The sequence below is a fragment of the Achromobacter animicus genome (assembly GCF_040775605.1).
Taxonomy (GTDB): Bacteria; Pseudomonadota; Gammaproteobacteria; order Burkholderiales; family Burkholderiaceae_B; genus Achromobacter; species Achromobacter animicus.
Genome location: NZ_JAYGJK010000001.1, coordinates 1,766,459 through 1,785,151, shown reverse-complemented (window position 1 = coordinate 1,785,151; position 18,693 = coordinate 1,766,459). Strand labels below are relative to the sequence as shown.

18 protein-coding genes are annotated in these 18,693 nt (G+C 64.7%); 7 read left to right on the top strand and 11 right to left on the bottom strand.

Annotation, left to right across the window (positions count from 1 at the left end; translation table 11 throughout):
• Nucleotides 1-7: 7 nt before the first annotated feature.
• Nucleotides 8-610, bottom strand: coding sequence for a DUF2889 domain-containing protein (locus tag AB3147_RS08025; protein WP_175124635.1), 603 nt, complete (start codon nt 608-610; stop codon nt 8-10).
• 286 nt (nt 611-896) lie between these two features.
• Nucleotides 897-3,194: a 5-methyltetrahydropteroyltriglutamate--homocysteine S-methyltransferase gene (gene metE, locus AB3147_RS08020; RefSeq protein WP_367351697.1), complete on the bottom strand. Its 2,298-nt coding sequence runs from the start codon at nt 3,192-3,194 to the stop codon at nt 897-899.
• Nucleotides 3,195-3,378: 184 nt separating this feature from the next.
• Between metE and AB3147_RS08015 the strand changes: the two genes are divergently transcribed.
• Entirely contained in the window at nt 3,379-4,296 is a 918-nt protein-coding gene (locus AB3147_RS08015; protein ID WP_175138779.1) for a LysR family transcriptional regulator, read from the top strand.
• 77 nt (nt 4,297-4,373) lie between these two features.
• Here the strand turns inward: AB3147_RS08015 and recX are convergent, their stop codons facing one another.
• Both recX and recA read right to left on the bottom strand, forming a co-directional pair.
• Nucleotides 4,374-5,102: a recombination regulator RecX gene (gene recX / locus AB3147_RS08010; RefSeq protein WP_367351696.1), complete on the bottom strand. Its 729-nt coding sequence runs from the start codon at nt 5,100-5,102 to the stop codon at nt 4,374-4,376.
• A 141-nt stretch (nt 5,103-5,243) separates the two neighbouring features.
• Entirely contained in the window at nt 5,244-6,305 is a 1,062-nt protein-coding gene (gene recA, locus AB3147_RS08005) for a recombinase RecA (protein ID WP_175124639.1), read from the bottom strand.
• Between the two features lie 225 nt (nt 6,306-6,530).
• Here recA and AB3147_RS08000 point away from each other — a divergent pair, with 225 nt between their 5' ends.
• From AB3147_RS08000 to AB3147_RS07990, 3 genes are all read left to right on the top strand, one after another.
• Nucleotides 6,531-7,220 (top strand): response regulator transcription factor, encoded by a 690-nt coding sequence (locus AB3147_RS08000; RefSeq protein ID WP_175124640.1) that lies wholly within the window; start codon nt 6,531-6,533, stop codon nt 7,218-7,220.
• Nucleotides 7,221-7,332: 112 nt separating this feature from the next.
• Nucleotides 7,333-8,709, top strand: a complete 1,377-nt coding sequence (locus AB3147_RS07995; RefSeq protein WP_175124730.1) for a sensor histidine kinase — start codon at nt 7,333-7,335, stop codon at nt 8,707-8,709.
• 195 nt (nt 8,710-8,904) lie between these two features.
• Complete coding sequence (locus AB3147_RS07990) at nt 8,905-10,566, top strand: MFS transporter (protein WP_370633080.1); 1,662 nt, start codon at nt 8,905-8,907, stop codon at nt 10,564-10,566.
• Nucleotides 10,567-10,966: 400 nt separating this feature from the next.
• Here AB3147_RS07990 and AB3147_RS07985 read toward each other — a convergent pair whose 3' ends face one another.
• Nucleotides 10,967-11,176 carry a hypothetical protein gene (locus tag AB3147_RS07985; RefSeq protein ID WP_056322527.1) on the bottom strand — a complete coding sequence of 70 codons (210 nt, stop codon included), beginning with the start codon at nt 11,174-11,176 and terminating at the stop codon, nt 10,967-10,969.
• 150 nt (nt 11,177-11,326) lie between these two features.
• Between AB3147_RS07985 and AB3147_RS07980 the strand changes: the two genes are divergently transcribed.
• Complete coding sequence (locus tag AB3147_RS07980) at nt 11,327-12,226, top strand: recombination-associated protein RdgC (protein ID WP_056567374.1); 900 nt, start codon at nt 11,327-11,329, stop codon at nt 12,224-12,226.
• A gap of 53 nt (nt 12,227-12,279) precedes the next feature.
• Here the strand turns inward: AB3147_RS07980 and AB3147_RS07975 are convergent, their stop codons facing one another.
• From AB3147_RS07975 to AB3147_RS07955, 5 genes are all read right to left on the bottom strand, one after another.
• Complete coding sequence (locus AB3147_RS07975) at nt 12,280-13,725, bottom strand: diguanylate cyclase (protein WP_367351695.1); 1,446 nt, start codon at nt 13,723-13,725, stop codon at nt 12,280-12,282.
• Between the two features lie 125 nt (nt 13,726-13,850).
• Nucleotides 13,851-15,143, bottom strand: a complete 1,293-nt coding sequence (locus AB3147_RS07970) for an aspartate carbamoyltransferase (protein WP_056322519.1) — start codon at nt 15,141-15,143, stop codon at nt 13,851-13,853.
• A 99-nt stretch (nt 15,144-15,242) separates the two neighbouring features.
• Entirely contained in the window at nt 15,243-15,653 is a 411-nt protein-coding gene (locus tag AB3147_RS07965; protein ID WP_367351694.1) for a hypothetical protein, read from the bottom strand.
• 3 nt (nt 15,654-15,656) lie between these two features.
• Nucleotides 15,657-16,088 (bottom strand): BPTD_2524 family lipoprotein, encoded by a 432-nt coding sequence (locus AB3147_RS07960; protein WP_175124644.1) that lies wholly within the window; start codon nt 16,086-16,088, stop codon nt 15,657-15,659.
• A gap of 132 nt (nt 16,089-16,220) precedes the next feature.
• Nucleotides 16,221-16,355, bottom strand: a complete 135-nt coding sequence (locus AB3147_RS07955; RefSeq protein WP_105241420.1) for an entericidin A/B family lipoprotein — start codon at nt 16,353-16,355, stop codon at nt 16,221-16,223.
• A gap of 184 nt (nt 16,356-16,539) precedes the next feature.
• On the opposite strand from AB3147_RS07955, the gene AB3147_RS07950 reads away from it, so the two are divergent.
• Both AB3147_RS07950 and AB3147_RS07945 read left to right on the top strand, forming a co-directional pair.
• Nucleotides 16,540-16,899 (top strand): hypothetical protein, encoded by a 360-nt coding sequence (locus AB3147_RS07950; RefSeq protein WP_175124645.1) that lies wholly within the window; start codon nt 16,540-16,542, stop codon nt 16,897-16,899.
• 64 nt (nt 16,900-16,963) lie between these two features.
• Nucleotides 16,964-17,368: a hypothetical protein gene (locus AB3147_RS07945; protein WP_175124646.1), complete on the top strand. Its 405-nt coding sequence runs from the start codon at nt 16,964-16,966 to the stop codon at nt 17,366-17,368.
• Nucleotides 17,369-17,404: 36 nt separating this feature from the next.
• Here AB3147_RS07945 and AB3147_RS07940 read toward each other — a convergent pair whose 3' ends face one another.
• The gene (locus AB3147_RS07940; RefSeq protein WP_367351693.1) at nt 17,405-18,655 is read right to left on the bottom strand and encodes a TIGR03862 family flavoprotein; all 1,251 of its coding nucleotides are present in this window, start codon (nt 18,653-18,655) and stop codon (nt 17,405-17,407) included.
• Nucleotides 18,656-18,693 lie beyond the last annotated feature (38 nt).

The window sequence follows — 18,693 nt, the reverse complement described above, 5'->3', positions numbered from 1 at the left end:
TTACCTGTCAGGACGTATGAGAAAAAGAAGGTGAATCGGAGGACGACTCGGCCGATGCCTCAGCGCTACCCCCGGTGTACCACTCGGGATAATGCTCAGCCACCACAGGGCCGCCAGTGCTGAGCGCATGGCAGCCGTCCAGTTGGAATGGACGCCGGTTCGGGTTGGGTTCCTGCCGCCGGCGGTTGGCCATGGTCTGGACCGCCGCGGTGGGAAGCACCTGCGACAGTTCGGTCATGTGCGTACAGCCTTCCACATGCCCGAACCGCTCTTTGACCTGGCGACGGAACCCCTTGAGCAGGTTCATGCCGATCAGGTCAGTGTACGCCGGCTCGATGGCCTTGCAATGCTCGCCGTAAGGCGCCGCGTCATAGACGGCCTGAGCCGCCACGATCGAGAATTGCTCGTCGATGGTGATGCGCAGGTGCATATGGTGGATGGGTTGCCCCGCCTTGAACATCTCGCCGTCGCGCTTGGGGAAATCGTACGCCTTGACGTCGATAAGCTCGGCTTCCAGGTCCCAGTTGCCGTCGTCGCGCGCGTACGACTGCACACGTATGGAACGCGTATGCAGCGGCTGACGAGGACAATCCGGCGGTGGCAAGGGCATGCGTGGGGCCTGCGGGGCAGAGACGGCCAGCGCGTAATGGTGCGCGGCAACAAAACCTTCAAAGTATAGCGCAGGCGGCCTGTCGCAATCGTATTAATTGGCCGGGGGATGGCCCGCTATCCCACCCGCTGGCATGCGGGGCGCCACCGGCACGCGCGGGGCTGGCGCCAGATCGGCCCTGGATTCGCTGTCGGCGGACGGCAAAAAAACCGGCGCGCGGCAGGGGCACGGCCGGGTTGGCGGATGCGGCGCCCCGGCGCCCGCGCGCCGGGGACGGACCATGGCTTCAGGCCGCGTCGCGCAGCGCGCGGGCCGCCTGGACCATGCCGATCAGTGCCGCCTCGGTTTCCGGCCAGGCACGCGTCTTCAGGCCGCAATCGGGGTTCACCCACAGGCGCTCCTTGGGCAGGCGGGCGGCAGCCTTGTTCATCAGGTCCACCATCCAGTCCACCTCGGGCACGTTGGGCGAGTGGATGTCGTACACGCCGGGGCCGATGTCGTTCGGGTAACGGAAATCCTCGAACGCTTTGAGCAGTTCCATGTTGGACCGCGACGTTTCGATCGTGATCACGTCGGCGTCCATGGCCGCGATGGATTCGATGATGTCGTTGAACTCTGAATAGCACATATGGGTGTGGATCTGCGTCTCGTCGCGCACGCCGGCGGTCGACAGGCGGAAGCAGTCCACGGCCCAGTCCAGGTACGCCTGCCAGTCGGCGCGGCGCAGGGGCAGGCCTTCGCGGATGGCGGGCTCGTCGATCTGGATGACGTTGATGCCGGCCGCTTCCAGATCCACGACCTCGTCGCGCAGGGCCAGCGCAAGCTGGCGGCAGGTCTGCTCGCGCGGCTGGTCATCGCGCACGAACGACCATTGCAGGATGGTGACCGGACCCGTCAGCATGCCCTTGACCGGCTTGCCGGTCAGCGACTGCGCGTAGGACGACCAGCCGACCGTCATGGGCGCGGGGCGCGCCACGTCGCCGAAGATGATCGGCGGTTTCACGCAGCGCGATCCATAGCTTTGCACCCAGCCGTTCTTCGTGAAGGCGAAGCCGGCCAGCAGCTCGCCGAAATACTCCACCATGTCGTTGCGCTCGGGCTCGCCGTGCACCAGTACGTCCAGGCCCACTTTTTCCTGGAAGCGGATGACTTCCTCGATCTCCTTGCGGATGGCGGCTTCGTACGCGGAATCCGTCAGGGCGCCGGCCTTCCAGTCGCGGCGCAGCGCGCGGATTTCGGCGGTTTGCGGGAACGAGCCGATGGTCGTGGTGGGATAGGCGGGCAGCCCCAGCTGCTGCTGTTGGCGCGCGATGCGGCCGGCGAACGGCGCGCGGTCGCGCGACACGCCTGGGGCGGCAGCCATGCGCTGGGCCACGGCCGGATTGTGAATGCGCACCGAAGCGCGTCGCGCGGCCAGTGCAGCGCGTTGCGTGGCCAGCCCATCCTGCACGGTCGGATCCGTGGCGCTGTCGAGCGCGCGGCCCAGCAGGCTCAGCTCATCCAGCTTCTGGGCGGCAAAGGACAGCCAGCTCTTGAGTTCGGCGTCCAGATCCGTTTCGTTTTCCAGGTCGACCGGCACGTGCAGCAGCGAGCACGACGGCGCCAGCCACAGGCGGTCGCCCAATTGGCGCGCGACCGGAGCCAGCGTGGCGATGGCAGCGTCCAGGTCGGTGCGCCAGATGTTGCGGCCATTGATGATGCCCGCGGACAGCACCTGCCCGTCATTCAGGCCGGCGACCACCGCGGCCAGCTGCTCCGGCGCGCGCACCAGATCCACGTGCAGACCGGCCACCGGCAAGGCCTGCGCCGTCGGCAGGTTGTCCTTCAGACCATCGAAGTAGGTCGCGACGAGCAGCTTGACCGGGTTGGCGGACAGCGTTTCGTAAACCTGTTTGAACGCGTCGCGCCAGGCTTGCGGCAGATCGAGCGCCAGGATGGACTCGTCGATCTGCACCCACTCGACGCCCAGCTTGGCAAAGCGCGTCAACACGTCCTGGTAGACCGGCAGCAGCGCCGTCAGAAGCTGCAGCTTGCCGGCATCGGCGGGACCGTCGGCGAATGCGTCGCCCTTGCCCAGGAACAGCCAGGTCAGCGGGCCGGGAATGACCGGCTTGACCTGCAGACCCAGCGCCTGCGCTTCCTTGACCTGCTCAAACAGGGTGTCGCGGGCAACGCGGAAGGTCTGGCCGGGCACCAGCTCGGGGACGATGTAGTGGTAGTTGGTATCGAACCACTTCGTCATTTCGCAGGCGGCGGCGGGCTTGCCCGACGGCGCGCGTCCGCGGCCCATGCGAAAGAGCGTGTCCAGCGAGACCGGCTCATTGTCCTTCTGGCCGAAGCGCGCGGGCACGGCGCCGAGCAGCGTCGTCCATTCGAGGATCTGGTCGTACCAGGCGAAATCGCCCACGGGCACAAGCTTGACGCCCGCTGCCGCCTGAAGGCGCCAATGGCGGGCGCGCAGTTCGCGGCCCGTTTCCTCCAATGCTTCGGCGGTTTGCTTGCCGGCCCAATAGCCTTCAACGGCCCGCTTGAGCTCGCGTTGGGCACCAATGCGGGGGAATCCCAAATTATGAATCGTAGTCATGTGAACTTGCCATCCCACAAAATTTGTTCAAGTGACGAGCATTCTGACGGCAAATCAAAATGAATCAAAATCAATGTCCACATTTATAAGATGAAGAAATCTCATAGAATGCCGGCTTGGTCCCGGAAAGGTAGATTCATCGCCGGGATGCCCTCGTAGATTCGTCTTGTATGAAGCCGCCCCCATGCTGGAAATTCGCCACCTTGAAACCCTGACCGCCATCCGTGACGGCGGCAGCCTGCAGGAAGCTGCAGAGCGCCTGCACCTGACTCAATCGGCGCTGTCGCACCAATTGCGGGACCTGGAAACCCGGCTGGGTACGCCCCTGTTGAATCGCCGCACGCGGCCGGCCCGGCTGACGACGGCGGGCTTGCGGGTACTGGCGCTGGCCGACGAGGTCTTACCGCGCATCCGCGCCACGGAGCGCGATTTGCAGCGCCTGGCTGCAGGACGCACCGGCCGGCTGCACCTGGCGATCGACTGCCATTCCTGCTTTCAGTGGCTGATGCCGGCGCTGGACGCCTTCCGCGTGCAATGGCCGGATGTGGCGCTGGACCTGTCCGCGGCGTTCTCCTTCGCCCCCCTGCCCGCGCTGGTGCGCGGCGACCTGGACCTGGTCATCACGTCGGACCCGCAGCCGCTGGACGCAGTGGACTACCTACCGCTATTCAAATATGAACTGGTGCTGGCCGTGTCCGAATCCAACCCGCTTGCCGGCAACAAATTCGTCATGCCGGAGCAGTTGGCGGACCAGACGCTGATCACCTATCCGGTGGACAAGCAGCGCCTGGACGTCTTTACCGCCTTCCTGGACCCGGCGGACGTGGAGCCGGCCGCCATCCGCAAGGCCGAGCTGACGCCGATCATTGCGCAACTGGTGGCGAGCAATCGCGGCGTGGCAGCCCTGCCCAATTGGGCGTTGACGGAATACATGAATCAGGGATGGCTGCGGCTTTGCCGCCTGGGCCCGCAAGGCGTCTGGCGCACGCTGTATGCGACGGTGCGTAGCGAGGACACGGACGCCTCTTATATCGATGAATTTCTGACCATTACCCGCGACGTCTGCTTCAAGACGCTGTCGGGCATCAAGTCGGCGAAGTGATCACGTAAGGGACAGCGGCGACTGCAGCGGCGCCGGCTGGGCCGACGCCCGCGGGAACAACGCCCGCCGCCCCCGCGTCAGTCTTCGTCGCCCTCGCCCAGGATGCGCCGGATGACGTCGTGCGCGAAACCGCGGCTGGCCAGAAAGCGCGCCTGCTTTGCATAGACGGTGCGATCTTCGGGCTTGGCGCTGAAGCGCTTTTTCCAGACCTCAAGCGCCCGGTCGTATTCGGTGGCGCGAAGCTGGTCGCGCAATTCCGCGACCTGATTGTCGTCCACGCCGTGCTGGCGCAGTTCCTGCACGATCCGCGCCGCACCCTGCCGTGAGGCGCGCCGGTGGACCAGGCTTTGGGCGAAGCGCTCGGTGGACAGCCAGCCCTCTTTCTCAAGCGCGTCCAGCACGGATTCGACTTCGGCTGCGTCTTCGGCGTAAGCGGCCAGCTTGCGCGCCAGTTCTTCGCGCGCGTGTTCGCGCCGCGATAGATACCCCACTGCCCGCATCTTCAGCGACGGCCCCTTGCGTGCCTGCTTGCCATCAGACGTGGTTGCCTCGCCAGCGCCGTCCGCAGGGTCGGCGCGCCGGCCGCGCGCGGCGCCGCGTTGAGCCGAAGTACGTTGCTCGGAACTGCGCTGCCACAGGCCGGCGGGTTCGACGCCATCGGCCGAATCGCCAGGCGCCGCGGCCTCGCGGGCCACCCGCGCATCGGACGTGCGCCGCAAGCCTTGCGGCTTGGCGACCGTTTCGAATTCGTCGTCCAACCTGGCGCGTTGGCGCTCGGCGGATGCGGGAGTCGATTTCCAGCTCATGCGCTTTCCTGCTTGCTAAACAAAACGGCAGGCCCAAGAAAAAACGGCAGGCCCAAGTGGCGCCTGCCGCAGTTTCCCAGCCCAGACGGGCCGGCGAAGGGGCTAGCCCGAACCGCGGCGAGCCCAGTCGAATGCCCGGGATTACTCGGCGGTGTCTTCCGCCGTGGGCACGAATTCAGCGGCGCGGCTGACGATGCCCTGGTTTTCGCGGACGCGGTTTTCGATCTCGATGGCCATGTCCTTGTGTTCTTTCAGGTATTCGCGGACGTTGTCCTTGCCCTGGCCGATGCGGTTGCCGTTGTAGCTGTACCAGGCGCCCGACTTGTCGACGACGTTGGCGGCCACGCCCAGGTCGATGATTTCGCCTTCGCGCGAGATGCCCGCGCCGTACATGATGTCGAACTCAGCCTGCTTGAACGGCGGCGCCACCTTGTTCTTGACGACCTTGACGCGGGTTTCGTTGCCAACGACCTCGTCGCCCTTCTTGATGGAGCCGATGCGGCGGATGTCCAGACGCACGGACGCGTAGAACTTGAGCGCATTGCCGCCGGTGGTGGTTTCGGGGTTGCCGAACATGACGCCGATCTTCATGCGGATCTGGTTGATGAAGATGACCATGCAGTTGGTCTTCTTGATGGTGGCGGTGAGCTTGCGCAGGGCCTGGCTCATCAGGCGGGCCTGCAGGCCGGGCAGCGAATCGCCCATTTCGCCTTCGATTTCGGCCTTGGGAACCAGCGCGGCCACCGAGTCGACGACGATCAGGTCGACCGAGCCCGAGCGCACCAGCGCGTCGGTGATTTCCAGTGCCTGTTCGCCCGTGTCCGGTTGCGAGATCAGCAGGTCGGACAGGTTGACGCCCAGCTTGGAGGCGTACTGGACATCCAGGGCGTGTTCGGCGTCGACGAAGGCGCAGGTGCCGCCCAGCTTTTGCATTTCGGCGACGACCTGCAGCGTGAGCGTGGTCTTGCCCGACGATTCCGGACCGTAGATTTCAACGACGCGGCCGCGCGGCAAGCCGCCGACGCCCAGCGCGATGTCCAGACCGAGCGAGCCCGTGGAAACCACCTGGATGTCGTGCGAGACCTCGTTGTCGCCGTAGCGCATGATCGAGCCCTTGCCGAACTGCTTTTCGATCTGCGAAAGTGCGGCGGCAAGCGCCTTGGCTTTTTCCGAAGCGGCGGCCTTGGTGGTTTTGTCGTCCATGAGGAGTCCTGTCTGTAACGTATCTGGAAGTCGGAAAACTGCGGGTCTGGCAATGAGGTTCAGATTATGGCATCGGATTGTACTGGACAAATAACCAGTGTGCCAGTTCTTTGCACGTATACCCTGAGTGGCAAGCCCGGCGGCGTGTGACAGAATCCGGAGCGATCCCGGTATTTTGCCCTTTTTCCGCCCCCGGGCCGCGGTGTTTCTTCCTAGCAGCAGCCCATGCGTATCCTGATCGCCGAAGACGACAGCATCCTGGCCGACGGCCTGTCCCGCTCGTTGCGCCACAACGGCTATGCCGTGGATGCCGTGCGCGACGGACTGTCCGCCGATTCCGCGCTGGCCGCCCAGGCTTTCGACCTGCTCATCCTGGACCTCGGCCTGCCGCAGCTGGCCGGACTTGAAGTGCTGCGCCGCCTGCGCGCCCGCAATTCCGCCCTGCCCGTCCTCATCCTGACCGCCGCCGACAGCATCGAGCAGCGCGTCAAGGGCCTGGACCTGGGCGCCGACGACTATATGGCCAAGCCATTCGCGCTGTCCGAACTCGAGGCCCGCGTGCGGGCGTTGACGCGACGCGGCGCGGGCGGCGGCGGCACCATGCTCAAGCATGGCAAGCTGCTCTTTGACCAGACCGGCCGCGTCGCCATCGTCGACGACCAGACGCTGGATCTATCGGCGCGCGAGGTCAGCCTGCTCGAGATCCTGCTGACGCGCAGCGGCCGCATGGTCAGCAAGACCCAGCTCGTGGACCACCTGTGCGAATGGGGCGAGGAAGTCAGCACCAACGCCATCGAGGTCTATGTGCATCGCCTGCGCAAAAAGCTCGAGCCCAGCGGCGTGAAGATCGTCACCGTGCGCGGCCTGGGCTACTGTCTTGAGCGGGACCAGGGTGCGGCGTACCTCGCAAGCTGAGCCCGCCCCAGAGCCGCTCAACCAGGAAGCCCTGGACATCATGCAAGCCGGGTCCAAGGGCCCGAGTTTTGCGCCGCCCCAACGTTCGCTGCTGGGCGAGATCCTGGACTGGATGCTGGCGCCGCTGTTCCTTTTGTGGCCCATGAGTGTCGCCATCACCTACGTGGTGGCGCAGAACATCGCCAACGTGCCGTACGACCGGGCTCTGGCCAACAACCTGCACGTGCTGACGCGCCAGGTTCACGCGCAGGATGGCCGCGCGGTGCTGAAGATGACCGATGCCGCCCGCGACGTGCTGCGCGCCGACGAGACCGACAGCGTGTTCTGGCTGGCGCTGGGCAGCCGCGGCGAATACCTGGGCGGCGACCGCGCGCTGCCGCTGCCGACCACCGTGGGCCAGCCCCGCCCCGGCGAAGTCCAGTACGAAGACGACACGCTGCGCGGCTTTGGCATCCGGCTGGCCTTCACCTGGGTGGACCTGCATCTGCCCGGCACTCAGCCCGCGCTGTTCATCGTGGCCGAGACCGTGGAAAAGCGCACGCAGCTCGCCAACGACATCATCAAGGGCGTGATCATTCCGCAGTTCGTGGTGCTGCCCATCGCCGTGCTGCTCGTGTGGTTCGGCCTGTCGCGCGGCGTGGCGCCGTTGAATGCGCTGCAGCAGCGGCTGCGCGCACGCCGGCCCGACGACCTCTCGCCCATCGACGAACGCGCCGCGCCTTCCGAGATTGCCCCGCTGGTCGCGGCCATGAACGACCTGCTGGACCGCCTGTCCGCCAACGTGCAGGCGCAGCGCCGTTTCGTGGCCGACGCGGCGCACCAGTTGAAGACGCCCCTGGCGGGATTGCGCACACAGGCTGAATTGGCGCTACGGGACGCCAGTCCCGAGGAAATGCAATCCAGCCTGCGCCAGCTCGTGACCGGTTCTGAGCGCGCGACCCGGCTCGTCAATCAGTTGCTGCTGCTGGCCCGGGCTGAAAATCCCAGCGCGATCGGCCTGACACGCACGGACATCAACGCCATCGCTTACGAGCAGACCATGCACTGGGTGCCGCTGGCGCTGTCGCTCAGCACGGATCTGGGGTTCGAAGGCTCGGACACGCCTGTCGAGATCAATGGCAATCCGCTGCTGCTGGCCGAGCTGCTGAACAACCTGGTCGACAACGCGCTGCGCTACACCCCGCGCGGCGGCCATATCACCGTGCGCGTGCTGCAAGCGGACGGCCAAGGCATCCTGGAAGTCGAGGACTCCGGACCGGGCATTGCGCCCGACGAACGCGAGCGCGTGTTCGACCGCTTCTACCGCGTGCTGGGCACGTCATCCGACGGCAGCGGCCTGGGCCTGGCCATCGTGCGCGAAATCACGCAGAAGCATCAGGCGAGCGTCGAAATCGGCGACCATCCCACCGAACACTCCGACTTGCCAGGCACCCGCATCCGTGTCGTTTTTCCCCTCTACACGCCCCCATCCGAGACGTCCGACAGCTAAGGACTATCCCTAGCCTTCCCCGGCGAGTTTACTATTTGTTTCAATTTTAAGATTCAAGTAAGGGTCACGTCAGAACCTCGTCAGCCTCGGCCCCCAATGTGGCGATAGCTCGATGTCGGTCTCGCCGGCGGAGGGTCAAGCACGGCGGAAAACCGCCGGCCTAAAAAACGAGGAGACATCATGAGCACAACTACCATGGCAGGCCGCGGTCCATCCGCGGATCCGCGTCCGATGACCAAGGAGGAGCGCAAGGTCATCTTCGCGTCTTCACTCGGCACGGTGTTCGAGTGGTATGACTTCTATCTGTACGGCTCGCTCGCAGCCATCATTGCCCAACACTTTTTCTCCGGCGTGAACCCGACCGCGGGCTTCATCTTCGCGCTGCTGGCCTTCGCGGCCGGTTTCGCGGTGCGGCCGTTCGGCGCGCTGGTGTTCGGCCGGCTGGGCGACCTGGTCGGACGTAAATACACCTTCCTGGTCACGATCGTGATCATGGGCCTGTCCACGTTCCTCGTCGGCATCCTGCCCAGCTACGCGAGCATCGGCCTGGCCGCTCCCGCCATCCTGATCGTCCTGCGCCTCTTGCAAGGCCTGGCGCTCGGCGGCGAGTACGGCGGCGCGGCAACCTATGTTGCCGAACACGCCCCGCACGGCCGCCGCGGCTTCTATACGTCCTGGATTCAAACCACCGCGACGCTGGGTCTGTTCCTGTCGCTGCTGGTCATCCTGGGCATCCGCACGTTCATGGGCGAAGACGACTTCAAGGCCTGGGGCTGGCGCATTCCGTTCCTGATCTCGGTCGTGCTGTTGGGCATCTCGGTCTGGATCCGGCTGCAGCTGAACGAATCCCCCACCTTCAAGCGCATGAAGGAAGAAGGCAAGGGTTCGAAGGCGCCGATCGCCGAATCGTTCGGCCAATGGAAGAACCTGAAGGTCGTGCTCCTGGCGCTGCTGGGCCTGACCGCCGGCCAGGCCGTGGTGTGGTACACGGGTCAGTTCTACGCCCTGTTCTTCCTGACGCAGACGCTGAAGGTCGACGCCAACACCGCGAACATCCTGATCGCCATCGCGCTGCTGCTGGGCACGCCGTTCTTCGTGATCTTCGGCGCGCTGTCGGACAAGATCGGCCGCAAGCCCATCATCATGGCGGGCTGCCTGATCGCTGCCGCGACCTACTTCCCGATCTTCCAGGGCCTCACGCACTTCGCCAACCCGGCGCTGGAAAAGGCGCAGGCGTCCGCTCCGGTCACCGTGATCGCGGACCCCAGCACTTGCTCGTTCCAGTTCAACCCCGTGGGCACCGCGTCGTTCACCAGCTCTTGCGACGTGATCAAGTCGTTCATGGCCCGCAACTCGGTGAACTACCGCAACGAAGCAGCTCCGGCCGGTTCGGTGGCCCGCGTCAAGATCGGCAACGAAGAGTTCACCTCGTTCGACGGCCGCTCGCTGGCGCCCGCCGAGTTCAAGGCCAAGGTTGCTGAACTCGACAAGACGCTGACCGCCTCCATCCGCAGCCACGGCTACCCGGCCAAGGCCGATCCGGCCCAGACCAACAACGTGATGGTCGTGGTGCTGCTGACGATCCTGGTGCTGTACGTGACCATGGTGTACGGCCCGATCGCCGCCATGCTGGTGGAAATGTTCCCGACGCGCATCCGCTACACGTCGATGAGCCTGCCCTACCACATCGGCAACGGCTGGTTCGGCGGCTTCCTGCCTCCCGTCGCGTTCGCAGTGGTGGCTGCCACCGGCAACATCTACGACGGCCTCTGGTATCCGATCATCATCGCGGTCATGACCCTGGTCATCGGCACGCTGTTCGTGCGCGAATCCAAGGACAACGACATCAACGCCTGATAGACCATCCCCCGCCGGGCGGGACTGCTGCGCCTGCCCGGCCTTTCAAAAGCTCCTTATGGGAGCTTTTTTTTTATTCGCACTTTCAGGACCATGTCAGACCGGCGCCAGTAGACTGAGCGCTCAGATTACGGCCTTGCGCAAGATTGCCTGACGATTGATCCCCCTGTCAGACGATTGCAGGGTTGCTCTTCTGACACCGATGCCGCGTTCCCCGCGAGCCTTTTATGACGCGGCATTGTGTGCTCCCGTACCGGCCCGACTCTTTATTGAGCCGGGCCGCTTTTTTTTGTGGCCGCGGATCGTGCGACCGCTCGTGCCAAGACAAAGGGCGGCCGCAATGCGACCGCCCTCTTCATGCCTTTCGATGGCACACGGCCGGCCTCGCGGCCGGCGCGGATCAACGACGCATGCCCACGCCGATCGCGACCACACCCGCCACGATCGCGGCAATGCCTGCCCACGTCGGGATGGGAACCGACTTCTCGGTTTCCGCGGTGGCCTTCACGGATCCGATCTGCAGGACCGTTTCCTCGGACTTGTAGCTGAAGCCCTTGTAGGCCAAGGCAACCACGCCCAGGACAATCAGGATCGCGCCAATGATTTTCATGTATTTACTCCAATCTCACGTTGGTGCGCGGGACATTACCGGATAGGCTGATCGCTGTCAGTGACAGAACGTGTCGCCTGTTGCGGGCGTACTCAGCCCCTTCGGCAAAGCCGCCGTGTCGTATAGAATCAACCCTTTTGGCCGACGCTCATGTGGTTCAAGAACCTCAAGATTTACCGCCTCTCCTCGCCCTGGACCCTGACCGGCGATCAGCTTGAAGACACGCTGGCAAAGCATGCGTACCAGTCCGGCAACAACCTCGAAATGCAAAGCCTGGGCTGGGTGCCCCCGCGCGAGAACGGCGGTCTGGCCCACGAAGTCAATGGCCAGATCCTGCTCAGCCTGCGCGCTGAAAAGAAGCTTCTGCCGGGCACCGTGATCAACCAGGTCGCCAAGGCGCGCGCCCAGGAAATCGAAGAGCAGCAAGGCTACAAGCCGGGCCGCAAGCAGATGAAGGAAATCAAGGAGCGCGTCACCGACGAGCTTCTGCCGCGCGCCTTCAGCGTCTATCGCGACACGCGCGTGTGGATCGACCCGAAGAACAACTGGCTCGTCATTGACGCGGCTGCGTCGGCCAAGGCCGACGAAGTCATCGGCCTGCTGGCCAAGTGCGTCGATCCCTTCCCGCTGGAAAACCTGTACGTCGCCCAATCGCCAGCGTCGGCCATGACCGGCTGGCTGGCCGAGGACGAAGCGCCCAGCAACTTCACCATCGACCAGGACACCGAGCTGCGCTCGTCCGGCGAAAGCGGCGCGGCCATTCGCTACGTCAAGCACTCCATCGACGCCGACGACGTGCGCCGCCACATCCAGTCCGGCAAGCAGTGCACGCGCCTGGCCATGACCTGGGCCGACCGCGTGTCGTTCGTCCTGACCGAAGGCCTGGACGTCAAGCGCGTGGCGCCGCTGGACGTACTGAAGGAAGGCAACGAAGGCGTCGCCGCGAATGACGACGAAAAGTTCGATTCCGACATGATGCTGATGACCGGCGAACTGGCCAAGATGATGGCCGAGCTGGTCGAGGCGCTGGGCGGCGAAAAGAAGATCTAAGCCTTCTTACCCGCATCGGCAACAAGGGCTGCCCCTGACGGAGCAGCCCTTTTTCATGCCTCGACGCTGCGGTCGCGGCCGGCCTGCTTGGCCTTGTACAACGCCTTGTCGGCGCGATCGATCAGATACGCGTAGTCGGGATGGCCATCGAAGGTCGCCACGCCGATGCTGGCCGTCACCTGCAGCGCGCCCGCCTCGGCAAGCATGAAGCGGTGCCGGCGGATTTCGGCATTGAGTTTTTCAGCGGCGGCCAGCGCGGCGCCGGGCCCCGTGTCCACCAGGACGACCAGAAACTCCTCGCCGCCATAACGGAACACGAAGTCGCTGGAACGACAGGTCTGGTGGACGACCTCTGCGAACTGGCGCAGGATCTGGTCACCGCCCGCGTGGCCATGCGCATCGTTGATGGCCTTGAAGTGATCGATATCCAGCAGCAGCACCGAAAAGCTTGACCGCTGACGCTGGGCCAGCGAGATCTCACGGCCGATGACGGACGGCAGGAAGCGCCGGTTCAGCACGTTGGTGAGCGGATCGCTGCCGCTCTCGATCTCGGCCACCAGGTCGAACAGGCCGTTGAGCAGATGCTTGATCCGCGCCACCAGCTCTTGCAGTTCACGAACCTGGTCCGGCAGCGATTCCTGTTCGTGGCCGCTGCCTTGCATCATCCGCGGCAGCACCGTGTCATCCAGGCGCGCCACGGCCTCCGTGATCTGGCGTAGCGCCGGCGCGCTTTCAAAGAGCACCGCGCCCTTGTGCTGCAGCCACAGACCGAACTCCGAGGCTGCCAGACGTGGCAGCGCCTGCTCCGGCGTCCGGTAATGCAGGCCGATCAGCACCGCCTGACTCCACTCCAGCAACGCGGCGCGTTGGCGCTCGCGTTCGGTCGAGATGTTCTGCCCCAGCGCGAAGAGGCGATAGGCCTCGTCGTTGCGCGCGCCGCGGTTGATGTCGCGCATGAATGCGCGGCTCATCTGCTCGATCGCCAGATCGAACAGGTTGCAGACGTATTGCGTGGCCACCGATGTCGCCATGCCATCCAGACCGCTTGCGCGCAGACGCTGCGCAATCTCGTTCTTCAGGATGCGGGCGCCTGCCATCACCAGATGGATCGGAATGTGGACGCGCGCATGGACCTCGCCGACCTTTTTCTGCGTGGCCAACAGCACGTCGATGTCGCCCTGGTCGCGCACACACAGCAGGCCCTTCAGCCAATGCGTCATGCCGCGATGCAGGCGGGTCGACACGATTTCATGCGAGAGCCGCGGGCCGGCCTCGGCATCGGCGAGCAAGGTGGAATAGAAGGCATCGACGAGCTGCGTGGCGTGGTCCGACACCACCGCCGCAACCTGGCCGCGCGTATCGGCGTCGACCGATTGATAGACCGCCTCCCAGGCCTGCGCGTTGGATGCGCTCAGGTAGCAATCCTGGCCGCCGGCCGCGTTTGCGGGGGCCGCCCTTGCGGGGGCTGCAGGAGGAACACCGGTACTGCTCGAAGACATAAGCTCATCCGCCCAAGAACGGCGTGCGCGCCTGGCAGCGGCGCGCGCCCGAAAAACCAGCGCGGATTATGCTTGAATTCACCGCGGCGGGGCCGCGCTTGCGGCGCCGCCAAGAACCGTTGACGTCAATCCAGGCCGTGGAAGACCGAATCGTCGGGACCGACATGCGACGGATGCTGCCACGTCACGTCACGCAGCGAATGCTGCACCAGCCCTTCCACCCCCAGCAGCACGGCGAAGATCGCCATGCGGATGGGAATGCCGTTATCGGTCTGGCGGAAGATGGCCAGACGCGGATCGTGGTTGAGGTCCACGCTGAGGTCGTTGGCGCCCGGGCGGCTGTCGCGCGGCAGCGGGTGCATCACGATGGTCTCGGGGCTGCAATAGGCGTCGATGATGGCGCGGTTGACCTGGAAGTCCGGCGTGTAGCCTTCGTTCTCTTCGTTGGCGAAGCGCTCCTTCTGAACGCGCGTCGCGTAGATGACGTCGGCGCCGGCCAGACCTTCGGCCAGCGAAGACTTCTGTTCGATGATGTTGCCGTTGCGGCTGGCCTGCTCGACGATGTAGGTCGGCATCTCCAGGCCCTTGGGCGAGATCAGCGAAAACTTCACGTTCTTGTACAGCGCCATCAGCTTGATGAGCGAATGCACGGTGCGGCCGTATTTCAGGTCGCCGACCATCGCAATGTGCGCGCCGTCCAGCAACTTACCCAGGCGCGAGAACTCGGTCAGGATGGTGTACAGGTCCAGCAGCGCCTGGCTGGGGTGTTCGCCCGGGCCGTCGCCGCCGTTGACCACGGGAATGTTCGTGGCGCGCGCAAATTCCGCCACCGAGCCTTGATCGGGGTGGCGGATGACCATCGCGTCTACATAGCCGCTCATGACGCGGCTGGTGTCGTAGATGGACTCGCCCTTGGCCATCGACGAGAACGTGAAGCCGGTGGTGTCGCACACCGAGCCGCCCAGGCGGCAGAAGGCGGAACCGAAGCTGACTCGGGTGCGGGTGCTGGCCTCGAAGAACAGGTTGCCCAGCACGGCGCCTTCCAGCACGCGCGAGACCTTCTGACGGCGCGCGATGGGTTGCATCATGTCGGCCACGCGGAACAGGTCTTCGACGGAGTCCCGGGTGAACTGGTCTACCGACAGAAGCTGGTTCTTGCCTTCAACGGCGATGCGATCACGCAGGGGACCGTCTTGTACGCTTTGCGTATATTTTTCCAGCAGCACACCGTTTTGCACGATTTCGCTGACAAAGCGCTGCACGACTTCCGGCATGGCGCGGAATTCCTGCGAACCTTCAGGCAGAAGCCAGGTATCAAGCGCCCGGCGCTTGACGCCAATGCGCGTGGCAAACACGTCGCGGGTGAGGTTGAGGCGGCGCATGGCGTCGCGCAGGAAGGCTTGCTGGGAGATGCTCATGACGGGCCCCAAAAAGAGGATTTATATACGCAGTGCGCATATTATTCCGACCATCTACACAAGTCCAATATTTTTGCGCACACGGGTTTACCCGCGTTTTTACCGCTGAGCGTAGGCCGCCGCCTGTGGTGCCGCCGTCACGGCCTGTCCGGCCGCGAACCAGCACGCCGCGCAGAAGGCCAGCATGCTGGCCACGAAGCAAATCAGCGCCAGCAATTGCGCGGGCCAGTGGCCTCGCGTCAGATGGCCGCTGTAGCCTTGCCGCAACAGGCTGACCTGCGCCAGGTACGCAAACGCCACCCCCAAGCCGGCCAGCACCAGACCGGCCAGGAAAAACAACAGGGGAATCTGCAGATCGGGCGCGGCGATGTCCGGCCCCACGATGCCCAATGTGAATCCGACCAGGATCAGGGCGGCACCGCCATTCAACCACCCCAGAAAACGAAACGCGCCGGCCAGCAGCGCGAACGACGTGCCGTTTGCGCGGAGCTGCTGGGCGCGGGCGTCCATGGATCAGCCGCCGGTCGCGCTACGGCACGTCGGCGTCGCGCTCTGTATCGACTTGCGCGCCGCCGCGATCTCGGCCTCGTCCCAGCGCCCTTCGCCCAGCACCGTCACGGTCACCTTGGAGGTAGCGGGACCATCGGCCTCCGCGGAAATCAGTTCGAGCACGGTTGCCGGCTGGCCGACCTTGTAAAGCTGGATTTCGTCCGGCGCGCCCTTCTCGCCCAGGCTATGGCGCCAGGCATAAGAGACGCCATAAGGATGGCTGACCTGCGTATGGCACGCGCGCACGTATTCACCGGCTCGACGGAATGCCGCCTGATAATTGGTGTCGACGCTGAAGGTTTCCTTCTTTGCGGTTTCCGACTCGTAGACCCCGGTGCTGGCGCATCCGGCCAACGTGGCCGCCAACGTGACAGCCACCCATACAGACTTGCGCATGATTCTTCCCGCCATTGCTATTCGGACTTTCGCGATTATGCCAGCGGCTGCAAAAAGGCCACGCCGAAAGTGCCCAAGTGCGGCACTTCCTGCGTGGCCTTGCGCCGTCATGACGGCAAAGGGCCTGATGCCCTACCGCTTTTCCGCGGCCCCTTCGATCTTTTCCCCGCCCCGCTGAATATCTTTGCCGGCCCCGGCGACGGTGTTGCAACCCGCCGTCAGCGCAGCAATAGAAAGCATCATGACGAGAAAGACTTTGTTCTTCATAAACATCTCCTGTCTGGGCATGGAAAAAACCGAACCCAGCATACCTCAAAGGCAGCCTCGGTGACACAAGCCGGTCACGTGTAACAACACCGACAAAAAACCGTCACCACCCTTACGCGCCGGTGACACTTGCGACGCATTCTCGCCTGTCGCGTATTTGCCGCCAATGGATTAGGATGCGCACATGACGAAGAAACAAGCATCACAATCCGCTGGCGCCAGCCCGCAAGGCTGGGGCTGGGAACAGCCCCAGTGCCGCGGACAGGCCGCCCTGGCGCTGTTCATCGACGACCTGCATCGCATATTGCAGACCCATGCCGCCGGCAAGCTGGCGGATAGCAGCACGCTGGCGGACGCGCAGGCCCAGGTCAATGAATTGCTGGCGCGGTACAACGAAATTTCTGCCGCTCCGGAAATTTTTCTGGGGCAGTCAGTCGAACTCAAAGAAGGCATCGACCGCAGCGGCGTAGCGCATACGGTGCCGATTTTCTCGCCGCGCCTGAAGCAGTCGCTGGTGTCGATGCTGGGACAAGGTCCGGGATGACAGCCCGGCAAGCGGCCCGGCTGGCGATCGCAGAGTACAGCCCCCAAAGGAAGGAGACTACAAGATGAGCACGGACAACGTTGTTGAGTTTCTCCGCCTGCTGTCCCTGGACGTCACGCTGGGCACCGCTGCCCAGCACGCCGCAAGCCAGGCAGACGCGCCGCTGGCCCTGGCCCGCTTGGCAACCTCACACGGTCTGCCGTGCAACGCTTCGGATTGGTCTTCCTTTGCACGCAACTGCCTGGACAACCTCGACCTGACCGAGGGCGACACGGGCATGGCGAACGCCACGATCTGGCAACTGGTGCAGGATCCCGCCCACGGCACCACCATTCCCGCCAGCGCCATCACCCGTGTGATCGGCATCATCTCGCAGCCCGAAGGCGAGCCGCCGGTGGTTGGTCACGTCGTCAGCGATCTGGCGCCCCGCGCCCCGATGAGCATGGCGCCGCACCCGACGGGTTCCTGATCTTCCGGGGCTCGCAGCACACTCAGGGATGCGGGTTCAGGACAGACCTTTCAAGCCTGTCCCTTTCAAAAAATCAATCACGCCGGCCGCGCCGCATGCGCCGCTGGCCATGCAGGCGGTCAGCAGGTAGCCGCCCGTCGGGGCCTCCCAATCCAGCATTTCCCCCACACAGAAAACGCCGGGCACGGCTTTGAGCATCAGCCCGGCCGTCAGTCCCTGGAACGCCACCCCGCCCGCCGTGCTGATCGCTTCGTCGATCGGGCGAGCTCGCCGCAACGTCAACGGCAAGGCCTTGATCCGCTGACCCAGGCGCTCGGGGTCCTTGAAGTCTTCGGCGCTGGCGTATTCCCGCAGCAAGCCCGCCTTCACCCCCGTCAGCCCCAGCCGGCTTTGCAGATGGCTTGACATCGAGCGGGCGCCGCGCGGATGCGTCACCGCCGCCATCACCTTTGCGTGCGGCCAGTCCGGTGCAAGATCCAGCATGGCCACGGCGCTGCCATCGGCCTCGATTTGGTCGCGCAGAGTTGCGGACAATGCATAGACGAGACTGCCTTCAATGCCCGTTTCGGACACGACGAATTCGCCCTGGCGGACAGGCCCACCGCAGGACATGGCCACGGACTTGACCGGCTGGCCGGCAAAGCGGCTGCGAAAATGATCGGACCAGTCCACGTCGAACCCGCAGTTGGCGGGCCGCAATGGCGCAACCGGCACGCCGTGCGCCTGCAGATCCGGCACCCAGGCGCCATCGGATCCCAGCTTGGCCCAACTGCCGCCGCCCAGCGCCAGCACGACCGCATCCGCTGAATGGCGCGCTTCACCGTCGGGCGTCGCAAAGCGCAGCAAGTCCACGCCGGGATTGTCACCACGCCAGCCAAGCCAGCGATGCCGCATATGAAACCGCACGCCCTGTCCGCGCAGCCGGGCAAGCCAGGCCCGCAACAGCGGCGCCGCCTTCATCTCCTGCGGAAACACCCGGCCCGACGAGCCCACGAATGTCTGGATACCCAACGCATGCGCCCAATCGCGCAGACCGGCGCCGTCTATCGTCTGCAGCCATGGCTGCACGAACGGGGCGCCGTCGCCAAAGCGGGCAAGGAAAGGCTCGGCGGGCTCGCTGTGCGTCAAGTTCAGGCCGCCCCGTCCAGCCATCAGGAATTTGCGTCCCACCGAGGGCATGGCGTCGAAGACGTCCACCTGCGCCCCGGCTTCGCTCAGCCTTTCCGCCGCCATGAGACCGGCGGGGCCGCCCCCGATGACGGTAACGCGTTTGGCGGACAGGCTCATGGCGCCGTCGCCTTCATGACGGGACGCGAGCGGGAAAA

What these genes read in the sequence shown, in the direction of transcription:
- AB3147_RS07980 (WP_056567374.1), top strand. Translation starts at nt 11,327, where the DNA reads ATGTGGTTCAAGAACCTCAAGATTTACCGCCTCTCCTCGCCCTGGACC.
- AB3147_RS07985 (WP_056322527.1), bottom strand. Translation starts at nt 11,176, where the DNA reads ATGAAAATCATTGGCGCGATCCTGATTGTCCTGGGCGTGGTTGCCTTG.
- AB3147_RS07950 (WP_175124645.1), top strand. Translation starts at nt 16,540, where the DNA reads ATGACGAAGAAACAAGCATCACAATCCGCTGGCGCCAGCCCGCAAGGC.
- AB3147_RS07970 (WP_056322519.1), bottom strand. Translation starts at nt 15,143, where the DNA reads ATGAGCATCTCCCAGCAAGCCTTCCTGCGCGACGCCATGCGCCGCCTC.
- AB3147_RS07965 (WP_367351694.1), bottom strand. Translation starts at nt 15,653, where the DNA reads ATGGACGCCCGCGCCCAGCAGCTCCGCGCAAACGGCACGTCGTTCGCG.
- AB3147_RS07945 (WP_175124646.1), top strand. Translation starts at nt 16,964, where the DNA reads ATGAGCACGGACAACGTTGTTGAGTTTCTCCGCCTGCTGTCCCTGGAC.
- AB3147_RS08000 (WP_175124640.1), top strand. Translation starts at nt 6,531, where the DNA reads ATGCGTATCCTGATCGCCGAAGACGACAGCATCCTGGCCGACGGCCTG.
- AB3147_RS07975 (WP_367351695.1), bottom strand. Translation starts at nt 13,725, where the DNA reads ATGTCTTCGAGCAGTACCGGTGTTCCTCCTGCAGCCCCCGCAAGGGCG.
- AB3147_RS07955 (WP_105241420.1), bottom strand. Translation starts at nt 16,355, where the DNA reads ATGAAGAACAAAGTCTTTCTCGTCATGATGCTTTCTATTGCTGCGCTG.
- metE (WP_367351697.1), bottom strand. Translation starts at nt 3,194, where the DNA reads ATGACTACGATTCATAATTTGGGATTCCCCCGCATTGGTGCCCAACGC.
- recX (WP_367351696.1), bottom strand. Translation starts at nt 5,102, where the DNA reads ATGAGCTGGAAATCGACTCCCGCATCCGCCGAGCGCCAACGCGCCAGG.
- AB3147_RS07940 (WP_367351693.1), bottom strand. Translation starts at nt 18,655, where the DNA reads ATGAGCCTGTCCGCCAAACGCGTTACCGTCATCGGGGGCGGCCCCGCC.
- recA (WP_175124639.1), bottom strand. Translation starts at nt 6,305, where the DNA reads ATGGACGACAAAACCACCAAGGCCGCCGCTTCGGAAAAAGCCAAGGCG.
- AB3147_RS08025 (WP_175124635.1), bottom strand. Translation starts at nt 610, where the DNA reads ATGCCCTTGCCACCGCCGGATTGTCCTCGTCAGCCGCTGCATACGCGT.
- AB3147_RS07995 (WP_175124730.1), top strand. Translation starts at nt 7,333, where the DNA reads ATGCTGGCGCCGCTGTTCCTTTTGTGGCCCATGAGTGTCGCCATCACC.
- AB3147_RS07990 (WP_370633080.1), top strand. Translation starts at nt 8,905, where the DNA reads ATGGCAGGCCGCGGTCCATCCGCGGATCCGCGTCCGATGACCAAGGAG.
- AB3147_RS07960 (WP_175124644.1), bottom strand. Translation starts at nt 16,088, where the DNA reads ATGCGCAAGTCTGTATGGGTGGCTGTCACGTTGGCGGCCACGTTGGCC.
- AB3147_RS08015 (WP_175138779.1), top strand. Translation starts at nt 3,379, where the DNA reads ATGCTGGAAATTCGCCACCTTGAAACCCTGACCGCCATCCGTGACGGC.